General features: G+C 41.9%; 11 protein-coding genes. All 11 read left to right on the plus strand.

The window, feature by feature from the left end; genetic code table 11:
• Positions 1 to 101 precede the first annotated feature (101 nt).
• The 11 genes from J4N25_RS23805 (at position 102) to J4N25_RS23855 (ending at position 20,126) form a co-directional block, all read left to right on the plus strand.
• The gene (locus tag J4N25_RS23805; RefSeq protein WP_207424392.1) at positions 102 to 686 is read left to right on the plus strand and encodes an RNA polymerase sigma-70 factor; all 585 of its coding nucleotides are present in this window, start codon (positions 102 to 104) and stop codon (positions 684 to 686) included.
• A 55-nt stretch (positions 687 to 741) separates the two neighbouring features.
• On the plus strand, positions 742 to 1,830 hold the full coding sequence (locus J4N25_RS23810) for a FecR family protein (protein WP_207424393.1): 1,089 nt from the start codon (positions 742 to 744) through the stop codon (positions 1,828 to 1,830).
• Between the two features lie 230 nt (positions 1,831 to 2,060).
• Positions 2,061 to 5,462: a SusC/RagA family TonB-linked outer membrane protein gene (locus tag J4N25_RS23815; RefSeq protein ID WP_242696008.1), complete on the plus strand. Its 3,402-nt coding sequence runs from the start codon at positions 2,061 to 2,063 to the stop codon at positions 5,460 to 5,462.
• Positions 5,463 to 5,477: 15 nt separating this feature from the next.
• Positions 5,478 to 6,989: a RagB/SusD family nutrient uptake outer membrane protein gene (locus J4N25_RS23820; protein ID WP_207424394.1), complete on the plus strand. Its 1,512-nt coding sequence runs from the start codon at positions 5,478 to 5,480 to the stop codon at positions 6,987 to 6,989.
• Between the two features lie 191 nt (positions 6,990 to 7,180).
• Complete coding sequence (locus tag J4N25_RS23825) at positions 7,181 to 7,786, plus strand: RNA polymerase sigma-70 factor (protein WP_207424395.1); 606 nt, start codon at positions 7,181 to 7,183, stop codon at positions 7,784 to 7,786.
• 63 nt (positions 7,787 to 7,849) lie between these two features.
• The gene (locus tag J4N25_RS23830) at positions 7,850 to 8,836 is read left to right on the plus strand and encodes a FecR family protein (protein ID WP_207424396.1); all 987 of its coding nucleotides are present in this window, start codon (positions 7,850 to 7,852) and stop codon (positions 8,834 to 8,836) included.
• A gap of 142 nt (positions 8,837 to 8,978) precedes the next feature.
• Positions 8,979 to 12,284, plus strand: coding sequence for a SusC/RagA family TonB-linked outer membrane protein (locus J4N25_RS23835; RefSeq protein ID WP_207424397.1), 3,306 nt, complete (start codon positions 8,979 to 8,981; stop codon positions 12,282 to 12,284).
• A 100-nt stretch (positions 12,285 to 12,384) separates the two neighbouring features.
• Entirely contained in the window at positions 12,385 to 14,016 is a 1,632-nt protein-coding gene (locus J4N25_RS23840) for a RagB/SusD family nutrient uptake outer membrane protein (RefSeq protein WP_207424398.1), read from the plus strand.
• A 92-nt stretch (positions 14,017 to 14,108) separates the two neighbouring features.
• Complete coding sequence (locus J4N25_RS23845) at positions 14,109 to 16,163, plus strand: glycoside hydrolase family 127 protein (RefSeq protein WP_207424399.1); 2,055 nt, start codon at positions 14,109 to 14,111, stop codon at positions 16,161 to 16,163.
• A 300-nt stretch (positions 16,164 to 16,463) separates the two neighbouring features.
• Positions 16,464 to 17,525 carry a glycoside hydrolase family 43 protein gene (locus tag J4N25_RS23850; protein WP_207424400.1) on the plus strand — a complete coding sequence of 354 codons (1,062 nt, stop codon included), beginning with the start codon at positions 16,464 to 16,466 and terminating at the stop codon, positions 17,523 to 17,525.
• Positions 17,526 to 17,627: 102 nt separating this feature from the next.
• On the plus strand, positions 17,628 to 20,126 hold the full coding sequence (locus J4N25_RS23855; RefSeq protein WP_207424401.1) for a glycoside hydrolase family 2 TIM barrel-domain containing protein: 2,499 nt from the start codon (positions 17,628 to 17,630) through the stop codon (positions 20,124 to 20,126).
• The last annotated feature ends 31 nt before the right edge of the window (positions 20,127 to 20,157 follow it).

Here is a 20,157-nt window from a genome sequence, read left to right on the forward strand (position 1 = left end):
ATGTTTAATAGCCAGCATTGAACCTTTAAGCCGGGTACCTGTTTTTTTTAAATATAGTTTTATAACCCTGGCTTGGAACAGAGAGCAGAATTGTTATCGATATGTTAGAAAAGGACTTAGAAAATATTTTAATAGCAGTTGCTTATCGAAACGACGAGTTAGCGTTCAAGGATCTTTACTACCAGTATTTTAACAAGCTGTATAATTTTGCCCTGCCTATCGTTAAATCTGGGGAAATCGCAGAGGAGGTTGTGAACGATGCCTTTATTAGCCTCTGGAATAATCGCGCAGAGCTTCCTGCAATCAGGAATTTCAAAGTCTACATCTATACTGCAGTGAGGAACAGGTCATTAAATGCCAGCTCCCGCCTGAAAGTTCATGACCATCTAGCGCTGGATGAAGTGGACTTAAAGTTTTATACAGACTATCAGCATGCTGATGATAAATTGTTAGCGGAAGAACTTACTGAAATCCTGAACAATTCTATTGAAAAATTGCCTGCTCAGTCGAAAGTGATCTTCCGTTTGGTAAAGGAAGATGGCTTGAAACACAAGGAGGTAGCCGAATTAATGAACCTTTCAATTAAGAGCATCGAGTATCACATGGGTAATGCCTTAAAGAAGGTTTGGGAGACTTTCGTAACCTACTACGACTCGGCTGCAAAAAAAAATCAAAAAAAACTTTAACTCTCTTTAGGGTGCCGCCCAATTCTTGTGTCTTTATTGTCAGGAACACCTGAAAATGATCAAACAGATCTGGATACTCATAGCAAAAAAGTTTAGTGGCGACGCCTCGGAAGAGGAGTTACATGAGCTTGAGAAGCATTCTAGTGGAAAAAATGCCAGCTTTCCTACTAATGCTTTAGAGGAGATCTGGCATAATACTACTACATATGGGGTTGACGAAACGAGAGAACTTGATAAACGCTGGGAGAGGTTTGAAAAGACATGGAAGCAAGATCTCAGCGAATTACCTATAGAAAGTGATGAGCGACCAGCGGGAAGGGATTTTTTCCTCAAGAATATCTGGCAATCCACTTACTTCCGCTACGCAGCAGTAGTTTTATTGACAGTTACCACTGGTTACCTTTTTTGGCCATCCAAAGGCAGGGATGTAATTACTGCAATGGAAGCCCCCGCAGTTGGTGTCAGCAAGCTTATTTTACCGGATGGTAGCAGTGTATGGCTTAATTCTGGAAGTAAGATAACCTTTAAGAACAACAGTAAAACGAATTGCAGGGAAGTAAACCTTACTGGCGAAGCATATTTCGATGTTGCTAAAGATGCCCGGCATCCCTTTATCGTTACTACTCCGACCTTCACAATTAAAGTATTGGGAACAGCGTTCAATGTAAAGTCTTATGAAAGATCAGAGCAATCAGAAGCTACTCTCGTTCATGGGAAAATTGAGTTGTCCCTGTTAAGGAGGCCCGAAACCAAGTACATTTTAAAGCCCTCCCAGAAGCTGATGGTGACCAGTGCTTCAACTCCAAAGGGTAGAAGAGATATCAAAACAGCAGAGGCAAGCAGAAATGACGAGTTTTTAGCAGTAGAACTAACCAGGGTTGAGGACTCAAGAGCAGAAGGTATTCCGGTTGAAATATTATGGTTTAAAAATCACATTAATTTTGATAACGCCACTTTTGGTGAGGTTGCTCTAATGATGGAGCACAAGTATAATACGAAGCTTGTATTTAAGAACGACAATCTGGCCAGCATCAAGTTTTCGGGAAAATTTAAAGATGAAACCCTCGAAGAAGCGCTAAAAGAATTGAATGCCATTATAGACTTTAAGTATCAGATCAGCAAAGACGAAGTTCTGATCTATTAATTATTAAACAACCAATCATGTTAAACCTAAAAGGAGAAGGCCTATGTAGATAGTTGTAAAAACCAATAAAGCAAAACGGGAAATGCGCCAACATCCCCCGTTTAATAATGCTATAACTAACTAGTACATTTTCAAGAAACCAATAGTTACAGATCAAATACTAATTTATGAAAAAAAAGTATTGCCGCATAACCGTATGCAGGCATGAACGTCTTTTAAAATACTTCCTGATGTTCAAATTCACAATGGTCCTAATCCTGATAGCATCTCTACAGGGTTTTTCGAAAGGATATGGTCAAAAAATCAACTTAAGCGTTCAGGGAGCCAGGTTGAAAAAAGTTTTAAATGAGCTGGAAAGGCAGACGGATTATCGCTTCTTTTACCAGGACCAAATAATAAATCAGGTTCCTAGGCTATTTTCTATCAATGCAAATAATGATGAAATTAACAATGTACTGAGCAAGCTATTTAATGGAACTAACATAACGTACTCTCTGCGTGAGGGAAAGGTGATCATTCTAACAGAAAAAGGAAGCCAGGCACAGACGTTAATTACCGGTACCGTAGTTGACGAAAAAGGAGAAGCACTGCCCGGAGTAAGTATCAAAATAAAAGGAACGAATACAGGAACATCAACAGATGTTAACGGTAAGTTCAGGATCAGCGTTCCGAACGAAAATGCAGTCCTTGTATTCTCTTTCATGGGCTTTACTCCGGTAGAACAAGCTGCCACAAAAACAGATATAAGGATTGTCCTTAAGTCGAGTGCAACAAGCCTTTCAGAAGTTGTAGTTGTGGGTTATGGAACACAAAGAAGGGCTACGGTAACAGGGTCGGTAGCCAAAATCACTTCGGAAAATATAGAAGAACGTCCGATTACCCGGGTCGAGCAGGCATTACAAGGCCAAATGGCAGGGGTAGCAGTAAGGAATACATCAGGATCTCCTGGCGCTGATATTCAGGTTCGTGTTCGCGGAGCTGCTTCACTTACCGGATCGTCTGATCCTTTATATGTTGTAGATGGGGTTCCTCTGGATAATCTTTCAGGTATCAATCCTGCCGACATCGAATCTATTGACGTGTTAAAGGATGCAGCATCTGCGGCAATCTATGGTTCACGTGGTTCGAACGGTGTGGTTTTCGTTACAACTAAGCGCGGAAAAAAGGGTGCTAAACCTACTATCTCGGTAAGTGGTTATACTGCCTTATCGAATGTGGAAAGAAAGGTGGATGTAATGACCCCCGACCAGTGGATCGATTTCAATAAGAAATGGTACGACAGGCAATGGACAATAAACAACCCCACGCAAAATCCTAATGCCTCGCAGGAGGAAAGGTTAGCGTTTGCAAGGGCGACAACTCGTCGTTTATATGGCACAAGAGATTCTTTAGCGCTTATCCGGAATACCTATGGAATATACGACCCATGGTGGGGAACAGACCGAATCGAGGCTATAGATTGGCAGGATGCTTTATTTAGAAATGCCCCTGTGAATGATCTTCAAATAAATTCAACTGGTTCCACGGAAAACTTAAGTTACGCTGTTTCTGCGGGTATTTTTGATCAGGAGGGGATAGTTGAAGGCTCATCATTCAGACGTTATTCTTTCAGGGCTAACCTGGATGCGAGAATTAACAAGCGAATTAAGATAGGAGCTAACCTGGCTCCTTCATTAGGAGTGTTAAAAGGGCCAAATGTTGATGGAAGGGATAATGCCGTGGCCCGTTCCTTAAGTTTTCCAGGTTGGGTGCCGGCTGGAGCTGGAAAAATGGCAGGAGCGGACCCATATAAGTTTTATGATAACTGGGGAACAGGACCCAATAACGTTAGTCCCTATGTTCAATCTGTATATAACGAGAGGAATCGTAACGATATTCGTCTGAACACCTCATTAACCACTACTGTTAATATCCTGGATGGTCTGGATCTAAACGGGCTGGTGGGTTGGAATATCCGGGAAAACAGAGAACGGGGCTATTCTCCTACCTGGATACAGGGAACTTGGAATCAGGCGACGCCCGGTCAATTGTCTACCTCAAGGTATTCAACTACTAGCGGATATCAGTTACTAACTCAGGCAACCTTAAACTACACAAAGAAACTTGGGAATCATAACCTGGATGGATTGCTTGGTATTTCCCAGGATAAATCAGGGAACGAGTACACCGAGCAAAGTCTCACAGGGTTTCCAAACGATAAATCCTGGATATTTACTAAGGAGAAAGCAACTACAGTAAATTTGAACTCGGTAGATGCTGATAAATTTGCATTAATATCTTACTTCGGAAGACTTCAGTATAATTACAATCTCAAATACTTGTTTTCTGCCTCATTTAGATATGATGGATCATCGCGCTTCGGTCCGAATAAGAAATGGGGCTTTTTCCCCGCCTTATCTGCCGGATGGTTGCTTAAAGAAGAAGAGTTATTTAAAAATATAAGCTGGTTAAGTACAGCTAAACTAAGAGCAAGCTGGGGTGTAGCTGGTAATGACCGTATTGGAGGAGCCAATTATGTTTCCAGCATGGGTGCTTTAAACTATCCGCTCGGAGATCTTCAAGCTATTAACAATGGTTATGTGGTTAGTAATATTGCTTATTCTGACCTAAGATGGGAGAAGTCTGACAGTTATAACCTTGGTATTGATTTCGGTGCTTTTAACGACCGGATCTTTGTTACCGCAGATGCCTACTATAAAAAGACAAGCGATTTGCTTTTAAATACTCCAATCTCCCTTAGTACAGGATTCTCTAACATGATCAGGAACGTTGGTAATATCGACAATAAGGGATTTGAGTTAGGGATCAATACAAGGAACCTTGTAGGGGCATTTAAATGGAATTCTAATTTCAATTTGTCCTTAAACAGAAATAAGATCACGAAGCTGGCCGGTGATAATACAGATATTCGCCTGGGACAGGGAAATACAATTATTCAGCGCGTAGGTAACCCTATTAACTCTTACTACTTACTTAAAGCTACAGGGGTTCTCCGTGAAAGCGATTTTGACAGGGTAGGAAACAATTGGGTGGCTAAAGTGCCGGTGTGGTCAGGTCAAAAACCTGGAGATACTAAATATGAGGATATAAGTGGCGACGGAAGAATAACTTCTGCAGATTACTCTGTTGTAGGAAACTACCAGCCGAAGTTTGAATATGGTTTTACCAATACTTTCTCCTTTAAAAGATTTGACGCATCGGTATTTATCCAGGGAAGAGTAGGTGGAGACCTTTTATCCATCGGTTCACGAGGTTGGAACCGGGCTACCAGTGATCCTCGTTGGTCATATATGGAACAGTGGCTAACTAAAGCATATTGGTCAGAGGCTGAGCCTGGAGATGGAAAAGTGCCTGCGTTTTTCTCTGCTGTAACCAGTGAGTACGATACCAACTGGATGTACGATGCCAGCTACCTGAGAATTAAAAATATAAGTTTTGGTTACACTTTCCCGGTTAAGAATACTTTTTTGAGGAGCGCAAGGGTATACACTTCTTTGGAAAACGTATACATGTGGGATAACTATTATCCTGGTTTTTCTCCGGAAGGAGCGACACAGGATAATGCATCTGCCGACTGGGGTGCATATCCACAGGCCCGTACTTTGTCATTTGGTCTTTCAGCATCGTTCTAATCAAAAATCAACGCAATGAAACAAACGAAAATCAAAATATTAACAATATTGCTTGCATTAGCAGTATCTTCTTGTAATAAGGATCTTATTGACATTGGTCCTATAAGCAACAATACAACAGAGAGTTTCTATACCTCGGAAGTTGAAGTAAGACAGGCAGTTGTAGGCATCTATGCCAGACTTGGAAGAAACGGAACTAACACTGATTTTGCAACCGATTATTACTGGCTTGCTTCTGAAAACAGATCGGATCTCCTTTATTTAGGAGCCGAAACCAGTGCTCAGAACAATCAGCTGGAATTTAGGAAGTTTTTAACATCACCTACCAATTCGGGGGTTTCAGGAATTTACTCCCGCCTTTATTCTTTAATAAAGGATGCAAATAATTTACTGGCAAGAACGAAGGAAGGTGAATATACGAGGTATCGTGCTGAAGCCATGTTCCTTAGAGCCTTCGCTTATTCGGAGTTGGCTAGATCATTTGGACCTGTAGCCCTTGTAACCACCCCGATTGAAAGCGATCAGGCTGTTTCCCTGCCGAGAGCAAGTTTGACAGAGGTTTATGCTCTCATTATCTCCGATCTTGAATTTGCAGGAGCTAATCTGAACAAATTTTACACAGGAGCAGAATCTGGCCGGATAGGAAGCGTAGCTGCTAAGGCTCTGCTGGGGCAGGTGTATATGACTATGGGCGGTTACCCTTATAATGATGCTACAGCTTATGGAAAAGCCGAAGCGACATTCGCAGGCATCATCGCAGATGTAGATACACGCTGGCAGCCTGATTACAGTAAGCTATTTATCCTGGCAAACGAGAATAAGAACGATATTTTTTCTATTCAATTTGCATCAGGGGGACTTAATGTAGGTTCGAGTTTGCCTGGTTTCATCACCAGTTCCAGTTCAACCGGAACTCCTTATCCGGATTGGGTGTTCACCTCTTACTCCAATCAGGGACAGGATGTTAGGGTAGATAGTGCTGTTGTGAAAGAGATGAAAGCAAATAACGATCTTCGGTTTGCTCCATCAATTGATGAAGGGTATTGGGCGGATAAAGCACATACTACCTGGGTAAGCAGAGCAATTGTGACCAAATTCCTGGAAAAGGATCCTACCAATGCGACGATTAAATCATGGAACGACTTTCCAAGGAATTTTCCGATCATAAGACCTGCTGATGTATACTTGTACTATGCAGAGGCATTGATCAGGAATGGGAAAGCCGGTCAGGCAAGAACCTTTGTTAATAAGATAAGAACGAGAGCAGGCCTTCCAGCTTTAACTGCCGATCCTACTATGGAAGATATAAAGAGAGAAAGGAAGTTCGAGTTCATTGGTGAGGGAAGAAGATTTTTCGACCTGGTAAGATGGGGGGAAACGGAAGCGTTAGAAACCCTTACTGCGTTTGCAAGACATTATCATTCTCTTACTAATGGTCAGTTGCCAACCAAAAGAGATTTGCTATTACCTATTCCACAGGATGAAATGAAGACCAGGAATAACTGGGAAAACAACTTTGGCTATTAGTTTAGCTTGATTCGGTTAATATCTGGAGGCTGTCTGTATGGACAGCCTCTTTTTATTTATGGGCCTTTTATAGCCGAGTTGTTAAAGGAAAAATATAAATGTAATTTAGACAATTGCAAGAAGAATGTTACCTTAGGGTTTCAAACTAACAACCAATTATAGCGCGCGATTCACGCTACTTAAAAACATTTATGGCTTCAAAGGATTTTAAATATTTGGAAGACAGTTCGCTTTTTGAGTTGGTGAAGCTGGATAATAAGCAAGCCTTTGACGAGCTCTATAACCGGCATTGGGAAAAGCTTTTCTTGTATCTGGTTCGGGTGATAAAAGACCAAGAGGAAACCAAAGATATTCTACAAGAGGTTTTCGTTTCATTATGGAACAGAAGATTAGAATTGGACAACATTGAATCCATAAGTGCCTACCTTTTTTCATCTGTTCGTTTTAAGGGCTTGAACTACCTGCAAAGAGAAAGTAAAAAGAGCTTTATCATTGATGCCTTGTTAATTCAGTCAGAACAGGAGGATAATTCCCTCGACTCAATTCAAGCTGTTAGAGACATAAATAGCCTGCTGGATAAGACCATTGAAAAACTTCCTTCCAAAATGCAACAGGTTTTTATTCTTAGTCGTAAGGAACAACTGTCATACAAGGAGATAGCCCAGCAGCTCAGTATTTCAGATAAAACTGTTAAAAAACAGATTAGTAACGCTTTAAAAATATTCCGCCTTAGTCTGCAACGCGAAAAGTTAATCAGTCTCTTACTGTTTATTAACCTGCTTCTTATATCTAAATAATTTTTTTTTAGAAAAATCTACTACCACAGGCCTGCTTAATGTACTTACTTATACTAACCGATTATGGACAAGGAAAGACTTATCTCTTTATTAGACCGGCATGCAAGAGGAACATGCACTTTGGAAGAGGAGCGCGAACTTAATTTATGGTTCGAAAAGGCCTCTGAAAAGGGAGACTGGTCATGGTCTGATACTGAGAAAAGACAAATAGATGTAGAACTTAAAGAAAGTATTGATAGGACTATTCAAAAAAGTGTTTTTATAAATCGATCTTACCGCGGCTTCCTCAAAATTGCAGCAATGCTAATGTTGATATCGGCAATTGCATTTCTTTTTTGGCAACATCACCCCTCAAATGCTAAATCTGTTATTGAATACGCCGTGTCTAAAGCAGAAGCTGGAAAAAGAGTAAACCTTAAGCTGAGCGATGGTACTATGATCATCCTGAATGCAGGAAGTCGCTTAAAATATCCTTTGAGCTTTGGTGACAACATTCGAGAGGTTGAACTACTAGAAGGGGAGGCGTATTTTGATGTTGCCCATGATGATACAAAGCCATTTATTGTTATCAGCGATAAAACCCGAACCCAGGTACTTGGAACAGCCTTCAACATCAGGGCGTACCGGTCATTCGAAGATATAAAGATCACTGTAACGAGAGGAAAAGTTGGGGTTTGCAAAACCGATAAGAACAACAGGTCTGTTGGAGCTGCGATCCTACTATTACCCAATGAACAGTTGCAGATCAGCCGCAGTACAGGAGATCAGAAGAAAGTTCATACTGATGGAAATGAGATCCTCGGTTGGACGCAGGGTAAACTTATATTCAATAATGAGCGAATGGCCGACGTAACTACTCTTCTTGAAAATACCTATGGAGTGCAATTTAAGTTTGCCAATGAAACTATTGGAAGGATAAGATTTAGCGGGTTTTTCAACTCCAGCGACAGTTTCAAAGAAATACTATTTTCTATTGCAAAAGCTAACAACCTAAAATATATCCAAACAGGAAATACCATCACATTCAAACTAACATCAATTAACCCTTAATATGAACGCTATGACATAAGAATGTACAAAAAAACCGGCATGAGCTGGTCAAACCGGTTTCAGACAGCTTCCTAACGCCAATTATTCGGCTGTCTGCCTTTTAGATAATAAACGCATTTATTAACCAAACATCATCAAAGGTATGAAAAATTATACCACAAGGACGAACTATGCCCTAAAGCAAACTATGAGAATTAGTTGTCAAATCTTCTTCGTACTGGCTTTAAGTACTCAACTTCTGATTGCTAGTACTTCTGAAGGACAAGTTGCATCTGAAGTTAAAATTGACTTGCAGGCCGAGAATAAAGGCTTGAAGAATATCCTGAATACTATTCAGAAGAAAAGCGGATTAAGATTTATTTATAATGATAAGCTGATAGACACTTACCGTAACATCAGCATTTCTGAGAAGAATAAGCCGGTGAATTATATTCTGAAGGAGATTCTCAAGAATACCGAGCTGGATTACCTTGAACAGAACAAGAAAATTATCATTATTACCAGGACAACATCTCGTAAAACCAAGGAAGTTTCAAGGACAGAGCTTTTGGATATACCTGTTAAAGGTGTGGTGAAAGATGAAAAAGGTGAGTCTCTTATTGGGGTAAGCATCAAGATCAAAGGAGGAACAAGGGGGGCAACTTCAAGCGCACAAGGAACATTCAACCTCTTGGTACCGAATGAAAATACAGTTCTTGTTTTTACCTATCTGGGCTACGAAACGCTTGAAGTTCCCTTAAATGGTCGAACGAGTGTGGAAGTTATCCTTCGCGAATCACGTAGTAACCTGAACGAGGTAGTGGTGATCGGCTACGGTTCGCAGAAGAGGGCCAATGTAACGGCTTCTGTTGCTACAGTAAAGGCTGAGAATTTTGTAAAAGGACCTGTTCAGGATGTCGGACAATTGATCCAGGGAAAAGTGGCCGGATTAACTGTATCAAATCCGAACGGAGATCCTACAGGAAGTTCCCAAATCCTTTTAAGAGGAAATACAACCCTGTTTGGCGCCAATACGGACCCTCTTGTTATCATAGACGGGGTACCGGGTACTCTCAGAACAGTTGCACCGGAAGATATAGAATCTATAGACGTGTTAAAAGATGGCTCGGCCGCCGCAATATACGGAGTAAGAGGAACCAACGGGGTAATCCTTATTACAACCAAGCGTGCAAGTGGAAGCTTTAGTAATGCGGTCGACTATAGCGGCTCTGCAAGTACCCAGACGATAGCAAAGCATCCGGAAATGCTTAAAGCTGAAGATTATAGGGCGCAAATAGCTTCGGGAACGAGGGAGGCTAACCAAGACTATGGGGCTTCCACAAACTGGTTGGATGAACTAACTCAAACCCCTGTAACTCAGATCCACAATTTGACTTTTAGGGGAGGTAATAATAAGACTAATTACCTGGCCTCTTTAAATTATAGGGCATTGGAAGGCATTTTCCTTAAGTCGGATAACAAAACCTTTACGGGAAGGGTAGATGTGAATCATTTCATGCTAAATGATAAACTGAGGATCAATCTCACTCTATTAAATCAGAACAATAATTTCACCCAAACGCAAAATGGAGGCTCGTTCAATGGCTATACCTACAGGCAGGCATTGATACGTAACCCAACAGAGGCTGTATTTGGAGCGGACGGGAAGTGGCTTGAATTACCTGGGAATTTCAATTATGAAAATCCGCTGGCCAGGATCTATGAAAGTGATGGACAAACAAAGGGTATAAATTCCAGGGTGAATGGTACACTGGTGTACAATCCAGTAAAAGGACTAAGGCTGTCCTCTCTTTTTTCTTACAACAGGTTCAACTCTAATTCAGGCTATTCAGAAACAAAAAATCATATTTCCAACATCAGGGATAATATGAACGGATATGCAGCAGTCGGAAGTTCCCTGTCAATCGACCGGTTGATGGAGCTGACTGCAGAATATTCAAACAAGATCAAGGATCACCAGATAACTTTGTTAGGCGGTTATGGCTACCAGGAACAAGAATCATATAATAATTTTATACAGAATTGGGACTTTACGATTGATGACTTTGGCTATAACAATATTGGGTTAGGACGAGCAATAAAGGATGGCAAGGGAGCAATAGGAAGTGGAAAAGGCGAATCTAACCTGGTCAGTTTCTTTGGCCGCCTTACGTATAGCTATAAAGATAAGTATCTCTTAATGGCGAATGTTAGGCATGAAGGGGCTAGTCAACTTTTTGGCGCAAACAGACCCTTCGGTACCTTTCCTGCCGTTTCTGTGGGATGGCGGATTACTAACGAAGGCTTCATGAAGAATCAAAAGATTTTTGATGATCTGAAGCTGAGAGCGGGCTATGGCGTAACTGGCAATCCACCTTCCGGCGGTTTTCTTAGTCAGGCACTCCTTAGATTTGGATCTTTTGTGTACAGTGACGGAAAATGGATACAGGTGTTAGAGCCTTCAACTAACCCGAATCCATATATCCGCTGGGAAGAGAAGCATGAAGCTAATTATGGCTTAGATTTCAGCATGTTCAAAGGGCGAGTTTTTGGAAACCTCGATTACTATGAGCGAAGGATAAAAGGGCTGCTCTATGATTACCAGGTTCCAAGTCCTCCAAACTTATATCCCTCTACAAGAGCTAATGTGGGTACTATGGAAAATAAGGGACTTGAAGCGATTGTAAGTGTGGTTCCTGTCAAATCTAAGAAAATCAATTGGACCACAAGTTTTAATTTCTCTACAAATACAAATAAGTTAACGAGTTTGTCTAACGATTTATACAAGGCTACAAATGACTATTTCCCTACTGGAGAAACCGGAGAGCCTATCCAAACATTTACCAATATTGTTTTCATTGGGAAAGGTATCGGAGACTTCTATGGGTTTAAGGTGGTGGATATTGATGAGAATGGTAAATGGATCTATGAAGATAATAATGGCGATCGGGTGCCATCAGCAAATTTTGCCCGAACCTTCGAGAATAAAAAGGTGCTTGGCAATGGACTTCCAAAGTATTATGCCGGTTGGAACAATAACTTCCAGTTCAAGAACTTCGATCTGTCTGTAACTATGAGAGGGGCCTTCGACTACCAGATCCTGAACTTCGAAAGAATGTACCTCGAAAATCCGACGATTAAAAATTATAACCGATTAAAGTCTTCTGAAGACAAGGTGTTTGGCAAGGCACTATTGAATGAGCCCCTGGAGTTTAACAGTTACTACATCGAAGATGGAGATTTCTGGAAGATCGATAATATAACATTCGGATACAGCTTCAATAATTTGAAAACGAAGTACTTGAAAAGCGCAAGGCTCTACGGAAGTTGCTTGAATACGTTTGTAATAACTAGATACTCAGGGATTGATCCGGAAGTAAACAGAAGTGGTCTTTCGCCTGGTAATGACGTTAGAGACCGCTATCCTACCACACGTACTTTCACTGTCGGACTTAATCTAAACCTTTAACTAACAAACCTGCAATTTATTCATTAGCGCGAGGTGGAATTTCAGAGGATATTGCTATCGCTGAGATGTTTACAGTAGTCGCAAGTAAACGGAATGTAATATGAAAACCAATTTAAAATATATAAAAGGATTCTTGTTTTCCTCTATTCTTTTAGGCAGTTTTTCCTGTACTAAATTGAAAGATGACCCTTATACCACGATCATTTCGTCAGAGCTCACAGTTACTGATCAAAGTAGTGCAGCCCTTCTGGGAGCAGCATACTCAAACTGGCGCTTTGTTTTACTGGATTGGGATGGATTGTGGAGAGCACAAGAACTTTCCGCCGATCAGGAAGTAATTCCTGGCCGCCCAAACGGCTGGGTAGATGGAGGCGTGTATAAAAGGATCCACGATCATAAATGGACAGCAGACGAAGGAATAGTCGTCAATACCTGGGGCCGTACCTATGCCGGAATTACTAACTGCAACAGGTTGATCTACCAGATAGAAACAGAATTAATCCCTCTGGGAGCAAGAAAGGAAGCAACAATAGCAGAGTTAAGAGCTTTAAGAGCTTCCTATTACTATGTGCTATGCGATATATTTGGTAATGTCCCAATTGTAACTCAATTTGATTTGCCTGAAGGCTTTTTACCTCAGCAAAGTACGCGTAAGCAAGTATTTGATTTCATAGTAAAGGAATTGACTGAAGCAATTCCATTACTAAACGAGAAAAATGATGCTTCTACCTATGGCAAGTTTAACAAATGGACGGCTTATACCCTGCTTGCTAAAATGTACCTTAATGCTCAGGTCTATTCAGGAACGGCCGAGTGGACGAAATGTATAGAAGCTTGTAATGCTGTTATTAATTCGAATGCAGGCTACCGCTTGGAAGCAGATCAGAAAAATGTGTTTCTAACTAATAATCAGAACTCAAAGGAGATAATCTTCGCTTTGCCTCTGGATGAGAACTACACCAATAACTGGAACGCCTTTGATCTTCATATGCAATCCCTTTCCCCGGAGAATCAAAAGACGTATAATTTGCTATCTGCTCCATGGGGGGGGATGGCTGCAATTCCTCAGTTTATAAGTACTTATGATAGCGAGGACCAGCGCTTCAGGAAAAATTGGATAAAGGGGCAACAGTTTGCAGCTGATGGAACTCCTCTAGTGGGCACTATGGGAGCCACTAAAGACAAGCCTCTTATTTATATCAACGAAATTCCAAGCATCGATTTTGGAGAATCTGTGCATGGTTTACGCTTGGGGAAATTTGAAATAAAAACGGGCGCTACTGTTCAGCTTAGCAACGATTTTCCCCTATTTCGATATGCTGATGTATTAATGATGAAGGCTGAAGCGCTTTTGCGTACGGGACAGGCCGATGATGCTGCACTTATCGTAACTGAACTCAGACGTAGGGCTTTCACGGGAGCTCCGGACAAAGCTGTTGTTACCGGTGCGCAACTTCAGATGGGAAGCACTTATAACTATGGTCGCAGGGATAAGGATCTCAGCACCACCGAGGGCGGCGCTAATATCACCTTTGGCAGGTTTCTCGATGAACTAGGATGGGAGTTTGATCAGGAAGGAAGAAGAAGGCAAGACATGATCCGTTTTGGTGTCTTTACCACCAAATCATGGTTTTCTCATAATGCCGATAATAATAGTGATAAAAATCTTTATCCGATTCCAAGGCCAGAGATAGCTAAAAACCCTAATCTAACACAAAATAAAGGCTATTAACTCGTATACGGGTTGATTTAATTGGTGGTCATCGGGCTAAGCCCGGTGACTTTTTTAACGAACTCACACAACTATAGATATACTTTCAAGTGATGAAAACAAGTACATTAATTAAAACAACTTTAATTCTGGCCTTTTCAGGAACTTTGGCGATTTCATACGCTCAGCAGAAAGACTACCCTATTCAGGCAGTAAACTTTACCTCTGTGAAATTTACCGATAATTTTTGGTTGCCGCGTCTCCGGATAAATCATACATCCACTATTCCCGCATCCTTCGAACGTTGTGAAAATACCGGACGAGTGAAGAATTTTGAGATGGCTGCAAACCGCTCTGGTAAATTCTGCACCACATTCCCTTTTGACGATACAGATATTTACAAAACTATTGAGGGAGCATCTTTTTCCCTAAGCCTATTCCCTGATAAGAAACTGGAGCAGTACATTGACGGCTTGATCGTTAAGGTCGCTATGGCTCAGGAGCCGGATGGTTATCTCTATACAGCTCGCACGATTGATCCTGCGCACCCCCATGCCTGGGCAGGACTGCAACGCTGGGAAAAAGAGCGTGAATTAAGTCACGAGTTATATAACTCCGGCCACTTGTATGAAGCTGCTGCTGCCCATTATTATGCCACAGGGAAAAGATCACTGCTTAATATCGCTTTAAAAAACGCTGATCTGGTTTGTTCTGTCTTTGGACCTGGAAAAATGCATGTAGCCCCGGGTCATGAGATCGTGGAGATGGGACTGGTAAAACTATATCGAATTACCGGAAAAAAGGAATACCTGGAATCGGCAAAAGACTTTATTGACGAGAGAGGACATTATGCCAAGTATGACAAGAATAGCAAAGATCCATGGAAAAGCGGGGCCTATTGGCAAGATCATAAACCTGTTTTAGAGCAGAAGGAAGCAATAGGGCATGCTGTAAGAGCAGCTTACTTATATGCGGGTGTAGCCGATGTAGCCGCTCTTACAGGTAATCAAGCTTACCTAAAGGCTATAGACAGTATTTGGGAGAATACAGTTAGTAAGAAAATGTATGTGCAAGGAGGTTTGGGGGCGGTACCTGGTGGTGAAAGGTTTGGTGATAATTATGAGCTTCCTAACACAACGGCCTATAACGAAACCTGCGCGGCAATTGCTAATGTATATTGGAACCATCGCATGTTCCTGCTGCATGGCGAGGCTAAGTACATAGACATTCTGGAAAAGAGCTTGTATAATGGATTAATTTCGGGAGTGGGTCTGGATGGTAAGTCATTCTTCTATAGCAATGCCATGCAGGTGAAGAATAGCTTTTCGCACAGCGCTTTGGAGCATGGCCGTTCAGGTTGGTTTGACTGTTCCTGCTGTCCTACAAATGTGTCACGACTTCTTCCGTCAATCCCTGGATATGTATATGGCCAGAAGGATAAAGACATCTACGTAAATCTTTTCGTTAGCAGCAATGCGACTTTTAGCGTTAAGGGTAAGAAGGTAAACATCGAGCAACAGAATAATTATCCCTGGCAGGGCGCTCTAAGGTTTGTAGTTTCTCCCCAGGCCTCAACAAACTTTAATATGAAAATTCGGATTCCTGGGTGGGCAAGGAATGAAGCTATGCCTTCCAATCTTTATCAATTTACAGACAAAACAGACACGAAAGTTGAAATAAAAGTTAATGGTAAAGTTGTAAATTACCAGGGGGACAAAGGTTATGCAACGATCAGCAGGGCCTGGAAAAAGAATGATGTGGTGGAAGTAAACCTTCCCATGGAAGTACGCAGAGTGATTGCCCACGAAAAGGTAAAAGATGATGTTGGCAAAGTAGCTCTTCAACGGGGACCAATTGTTTACTGTGCAGAGTGGGTAGACAACAATGGTAAAGCTTCTAATCTTCTGGTACCTGTAAACGCTTCATTTCAAACAGAATTCCGCCCGGAGCTTTTAAATGGCGTTACGATAATCAAAGCCAAGGTACCCGCTATTGAAATTGATGCAATGGGTCAGAACGTAACAACGGTGCAAAGAGACCTAACTGCTATCCCATATTATTCATGGGCTAACAGAGGCAAGGGAGAAATGCTTGTATGGTTTCCTCAGCAGATAAAAGATCTGGATGTTATAACGACGGAACTTGGAGATAAAAGTGTGGGTAAATAGTTCGGGATTTTAATACAGAGGTATGGATAAACCTAATGGATGAAACTGGACCTCTTACAAGGTGCACAAGTAGAATTTATGCTGGATTTACTAAAATCCCATGCAGAAAAAAACTGCAGGGTTAAAATAAAAGATCAAAGAATTAAAATGAAAACTATCTTCATCTTTACATTGGCGGCTGGAATTAGAACGTAATTTAGTGGCTGTACTACTTGCCAATTATATCTGAAACAACAACCAAATTCGATGGATTCTTGCATGACTTTTCATCTTTTGTTTATTTTATTTTCTTTCTGTTCTATGCGCCTCATAAGGGTTCATTCACCAGTGGGAGTTTTCGTAAGTCGCGTTCATGTATTACCCGGTCTGAAACCAGGTTTTTTTAAGCAGATTGCCTTACTTTTCTTTCTTTCCTTATCGATTAATATATCATCTAAGGCACAAAGTAAAGGCGGCGATCTGCATCGCTTGGCCTCAAGCGGCAATCCGATAATAACGGATAAGTATACTGCAGATCCTGCTGCACTTGTAAAAGGGGATACACTTTGGCTATTTACCGGTCATGATTCAACCGGAAATCAGAAAGGTTACAAAATGAAGGACTGGCTGGTCTATTCGACTACCGATATGAATAACTGGGTAGAGTATCCTGTCCCAATGAAGATCCAGGACTTTACCTGGGCGAAAAGCGGCGACGCTTATGCGGGACATGTAGCAGAAAGGAATGGGAAATATTACTGGTATATTAGTACTAATTGGACAGGTATCGGAGTAGCAGTTGCCGATCGGCCAGAAGGACCGTACAAGGACGCTTTGGGCCGCCCCTTATTAACTAATAAAGATTGTTTCGCTTCCAAACACTCCTGGGCCTGTATTGATCCTGCAATATTTATCGATGATGATAAACAAGCCTGGATCTTTTGGGGGAACCGCCATTGTTACTATGCAAAGCTGAAGGAAAATATGATCGAATTAGACGGACCGGTAAGGCAAATGAACTTTGAGGGATTCAATTTTACCGAGGCTCCCTGGATCCATAAAAGGAATGGAAAATATTATCTTTCGTATGCTACAGGCTTCCCTGAAAAAATTGCTTATGCGATGGCTGACAAGATTGATGGACCGTATAGCTATAAAGGAATCCTCAATGAGATTGCCGGCAATAGTAACACCAATCATCAAGCCATTATTGAGTTTAAAAAGAACTGGTATTTCATTTATCACAACGGTGGCATACAGGATGGAGGCAGCAGTTATAGTCGTTCTGTTTGTGTGGATGAACTGAAGTATAATGCTAATGGAACTATTAAGAGAGTAGCGATGACTTCGGAAGGGGTGGCAGGTTTGAAAAAAGCGAAGTGATAAGATGCTCATTCGAAATCGAGAACTTGGGCCCTGTTATATCCTGTGACCAGTCGAGGAGATTCACTATATTATAATGCCAATTGTAAATCATACTGACCAATGATGAAATCATTCAAACATCCTCTTATTGCTTTAAGCCTATTGCTGCTGCTTACAAAAAGTCTTCATGCTCAGCCAGGCTTCGGCCAGATTGAAAAAATTAATTCTGATTGGCGGTTTCATCTTGGAGAGGTGGACCCTGGAAAGCAATTGGACAACCGCGACCGTTCATGGAAAGCAGTACAGTTACCGCACGATTGGACGGTTAAGCAAGACTACGATCCCTCCCTTGCCAGTGCTACTGGTTTCCTTCCCGGTGGTATTGGTTGGTACCGAAAAACCTTGGCCATTCCTAAGGAAGATGAAGGAAAAAAAGTTTATCTCTACTTTGAAGGTGTTTATAACCGAAGCGAGGTTTTTGTAAATGGCAAGTCAGTAGGAAAACGGCCTAATGGCTACATATCATTTAATTATGATATAACACCCCATCTTAATTTTGGCACTGATAATCAGATTGCAGTTCGTGTTGACCATAGTCAGGATGCTGATTCACGCTGGTATACAGGCTCTGGTATCTACAGGGACGTGTATCTTGTTCGAGCCAACCCTGTGCATCTGGAGCAGTGGGGCGTATATGCATTTCCAGAATTGAAGGGAAGCAAAGGAGTATTACATATACAAACTGATGTAAGAAATGAATTGCCCCACGATGCCAGCATTACGGTTGTGAATGAATTGCTTGACAGAAGCGGAGCTGTTATTGCCAGGAGAACAAGCGGATTGACCGTGACCAAAAATAATCGAAAGGAAATTAAAGCAGACCTTTCTGTTAACAATCCGGCGTTATGGAGCTTAGAAACCCCTAATCTTTATAGGCTTCGCACAATAATACTTCAGGACAAAAGAATTATAGACAGCACTTCAGTAATCACTGGTTTTAGAACCTATAAGTTTGATCCCAATAAGGGATTCGCGCTTAATGGTAAAAATATGAAAGTAAAAGGTGTATGCCTGCACCATGATGCGGGTGTGCTTGGGGCAGAAGTTTATCCGGAAGTTTGGCGCCGCCGTCTTTTAGCATTAAAATCCCTTGGAGTAAATGCTATTCGGACCAGCCATAATCCACAGGCTCCTTCATTGTATGATCTATGCGATGAACTCGGTTTGCTGGTTATGAATGAGGCGTTTGATGAATGGGAATTTCCTAAGCGAAAATGGCTGCAGGGTTGGAACGTTGGAACTCCGGGCCATCAGGGAGCTTTCGATTTCTTTAAAGAGTGGGGAGAACGTGACCTGGGCGACATGGTAAAAAGAGATCGTAATCATCTTTCGATATTCGCCTGGAGTATTGGTAATGAGGTAGACTACCCCAACGATCCATACTCACATCCCATACTGGATGGAGATAAGAATGCCGGCTTTACGCAGGCAATGTACGGAGGTTATAAGAAAGATGCCCCTGATGCAATGCGATTGGGAGATATTGCCAGAAGGCTTGCGGCGGTGGTTAGAAAGTATGATACAAGTCGCCCGGTCACGGCAGGCCTGGCAGGCGTGGCGATGTCTAACGAAACTGAATATCCCTCAACCTTAGACATCGCTGGTTATAATTATACCGAAAGTCGTTATGTCTCAGATCATAAACGCTACCCTAAACGTGTTATTTACGGTAGTGAAAATCGTCACGACCTCGGCGCGTGGAAAGCTGTTGTAGAAAATGAACATATATTTGGTCAATTTTTGTGGACTGGTATTGATTATTTAGGGGAATCCGGCCGCTGGCCAGCAAGAGGGTTTTATTCAGGGTTACTGGATTTTGCAGGGTATATCAAACCCAGAGGATATTTCCGCCAGTCCCTTTGGTTGAATAAGCCGATGGCCTACCTCGGCACTTATCCACTTAAAGGGGGTGGAGCTTCCGCGGATGCCTGGTCTGTACTTGAGAATGCACAGGCACCGCAACGAAATCCAATTCCATCCATGGACGCCTGGCCAATTTGGAATTACCACACAGGGCAGATAATACGGGTGGTTACCTACACTAATGCAGCTAAAGCCCGTTTGGAATTAAACGGCACCGTTGTTGGCCAGACTAAAGACTACGACCAGAAAACCGGGATCATTTATTGGGATATTCCTTATGCCGACGGAAAGCTTGAAGTGATCGGTATGGATGCTGCTGGGAGAGAAACCGTTCGTCACCGACTTCAATCCAGCAAGCGCTCGTACGCAATTAAAGTGCTACAAGGGGATCAAATGCAGGTAAGGGGAGATGGCGGTGTGGCGCAAATTGAGCTTCAGATCGTCGACGAGAACGGCGTTCCGGTAGTTAATGCCGACGATGAGATAACTTGTGAGATTGCCGGAAGTGGGAGACTACTGGGTATGGAAGCGGGAGATAACTCAGATGTAGGTGATTATACAGACAATAAGCAAAGGGTTTTCCAAGGTAGAATGATTGTCTACATTCAAAGTAATGGTAAGCCAGGCGATGAAGTGATGGTGCGTTTAAGTGCACCCTGGCTTAAGTCTTCCTCTATGAAGATCAAATGTCGATGAACGAGAAAGAACCATTGACTAGTGCAGTTTT

It is taken from the genome of Desertivirga brevis, from assembly GCF_017355835.1.

Bases quoted from the DNA above. Each gene is read 5' to 3' on its own strand.
- J4N25_RS23845 (WP_207424399.1), top strand. From the start codon at position 14,109: ATGAAAACAAGTACATTAATTAAAACAACTTTAATTCTGGCCTTTTCA.
- J4N25_RS23850 (WP_207424400.1), top strand. From the start codon at position 16,464: ATGCGCCTCATAAGGGTTCATTCACCAGTGGGAGTTTTCGTAAGTCGC.
- J4N25_RS23835 (WP_207424397.1), top strand. From the start codon at position 8,979: ATGAAAAATTATACCACAAGGACGAACTATGCCCTAAAGCAAACTATG.
- J4N25_RS23820 (WP_207424394.1), top strand. From the start codon at position 5,478: ATGAAACAAACGAAAATCAAAATATTAACAATATTGCTTGCATTAGCA.
- J4N25_RS23840 (WP_207424398.1), top strand. From the start codon at position 12,385: ATGAAAACCAATTTAAAATATATAAAAGGATTCTTGTTTTCCTCTATT.
- J4N25_RS23830 (WP_207424396.1), top strand. From the start codon at position 7,850: ATGGACAAGGAAAGACTTATCTCTTTATTAGACCGGCATGCAAGAGGA.
- J4N25_RS23825 (WP_207424395.1), top strand. From the start codon at position 7,181: ATGGCTTCAAAGGATTTTAAATATTTGGAAGACAGTTCGCTTTTTGAG.
- J4N25_RS23805 (WP_207424392.1), top strand. From the start codon at position 102: ATGTTAGAAAAGGACTTAGAAAATATTTTAATAGCAGTTGCTTATCGA.
- J4N25_RS23855 (WP_207424401.1), top strand. From the start codon at position 17,628: ATGATGAAATCATTCAAACATCCTCTTATTGCTTTAAGCCTATTGCTG.
- J4N25_RS23815 (WP_242696008.1), top strand. From the start codon at position 2,061: ATGTTCAAATTCACAATGGTCCTAATCCTGATAGCATCTCTACAGGGT.
- J4N25_RS23810 (WP_207424393.1), top strand. From the start codon at position 742: ATGATCAAACAGATCTGGATACTCATAGCAAAAAAGTTTAGTGGCGAC.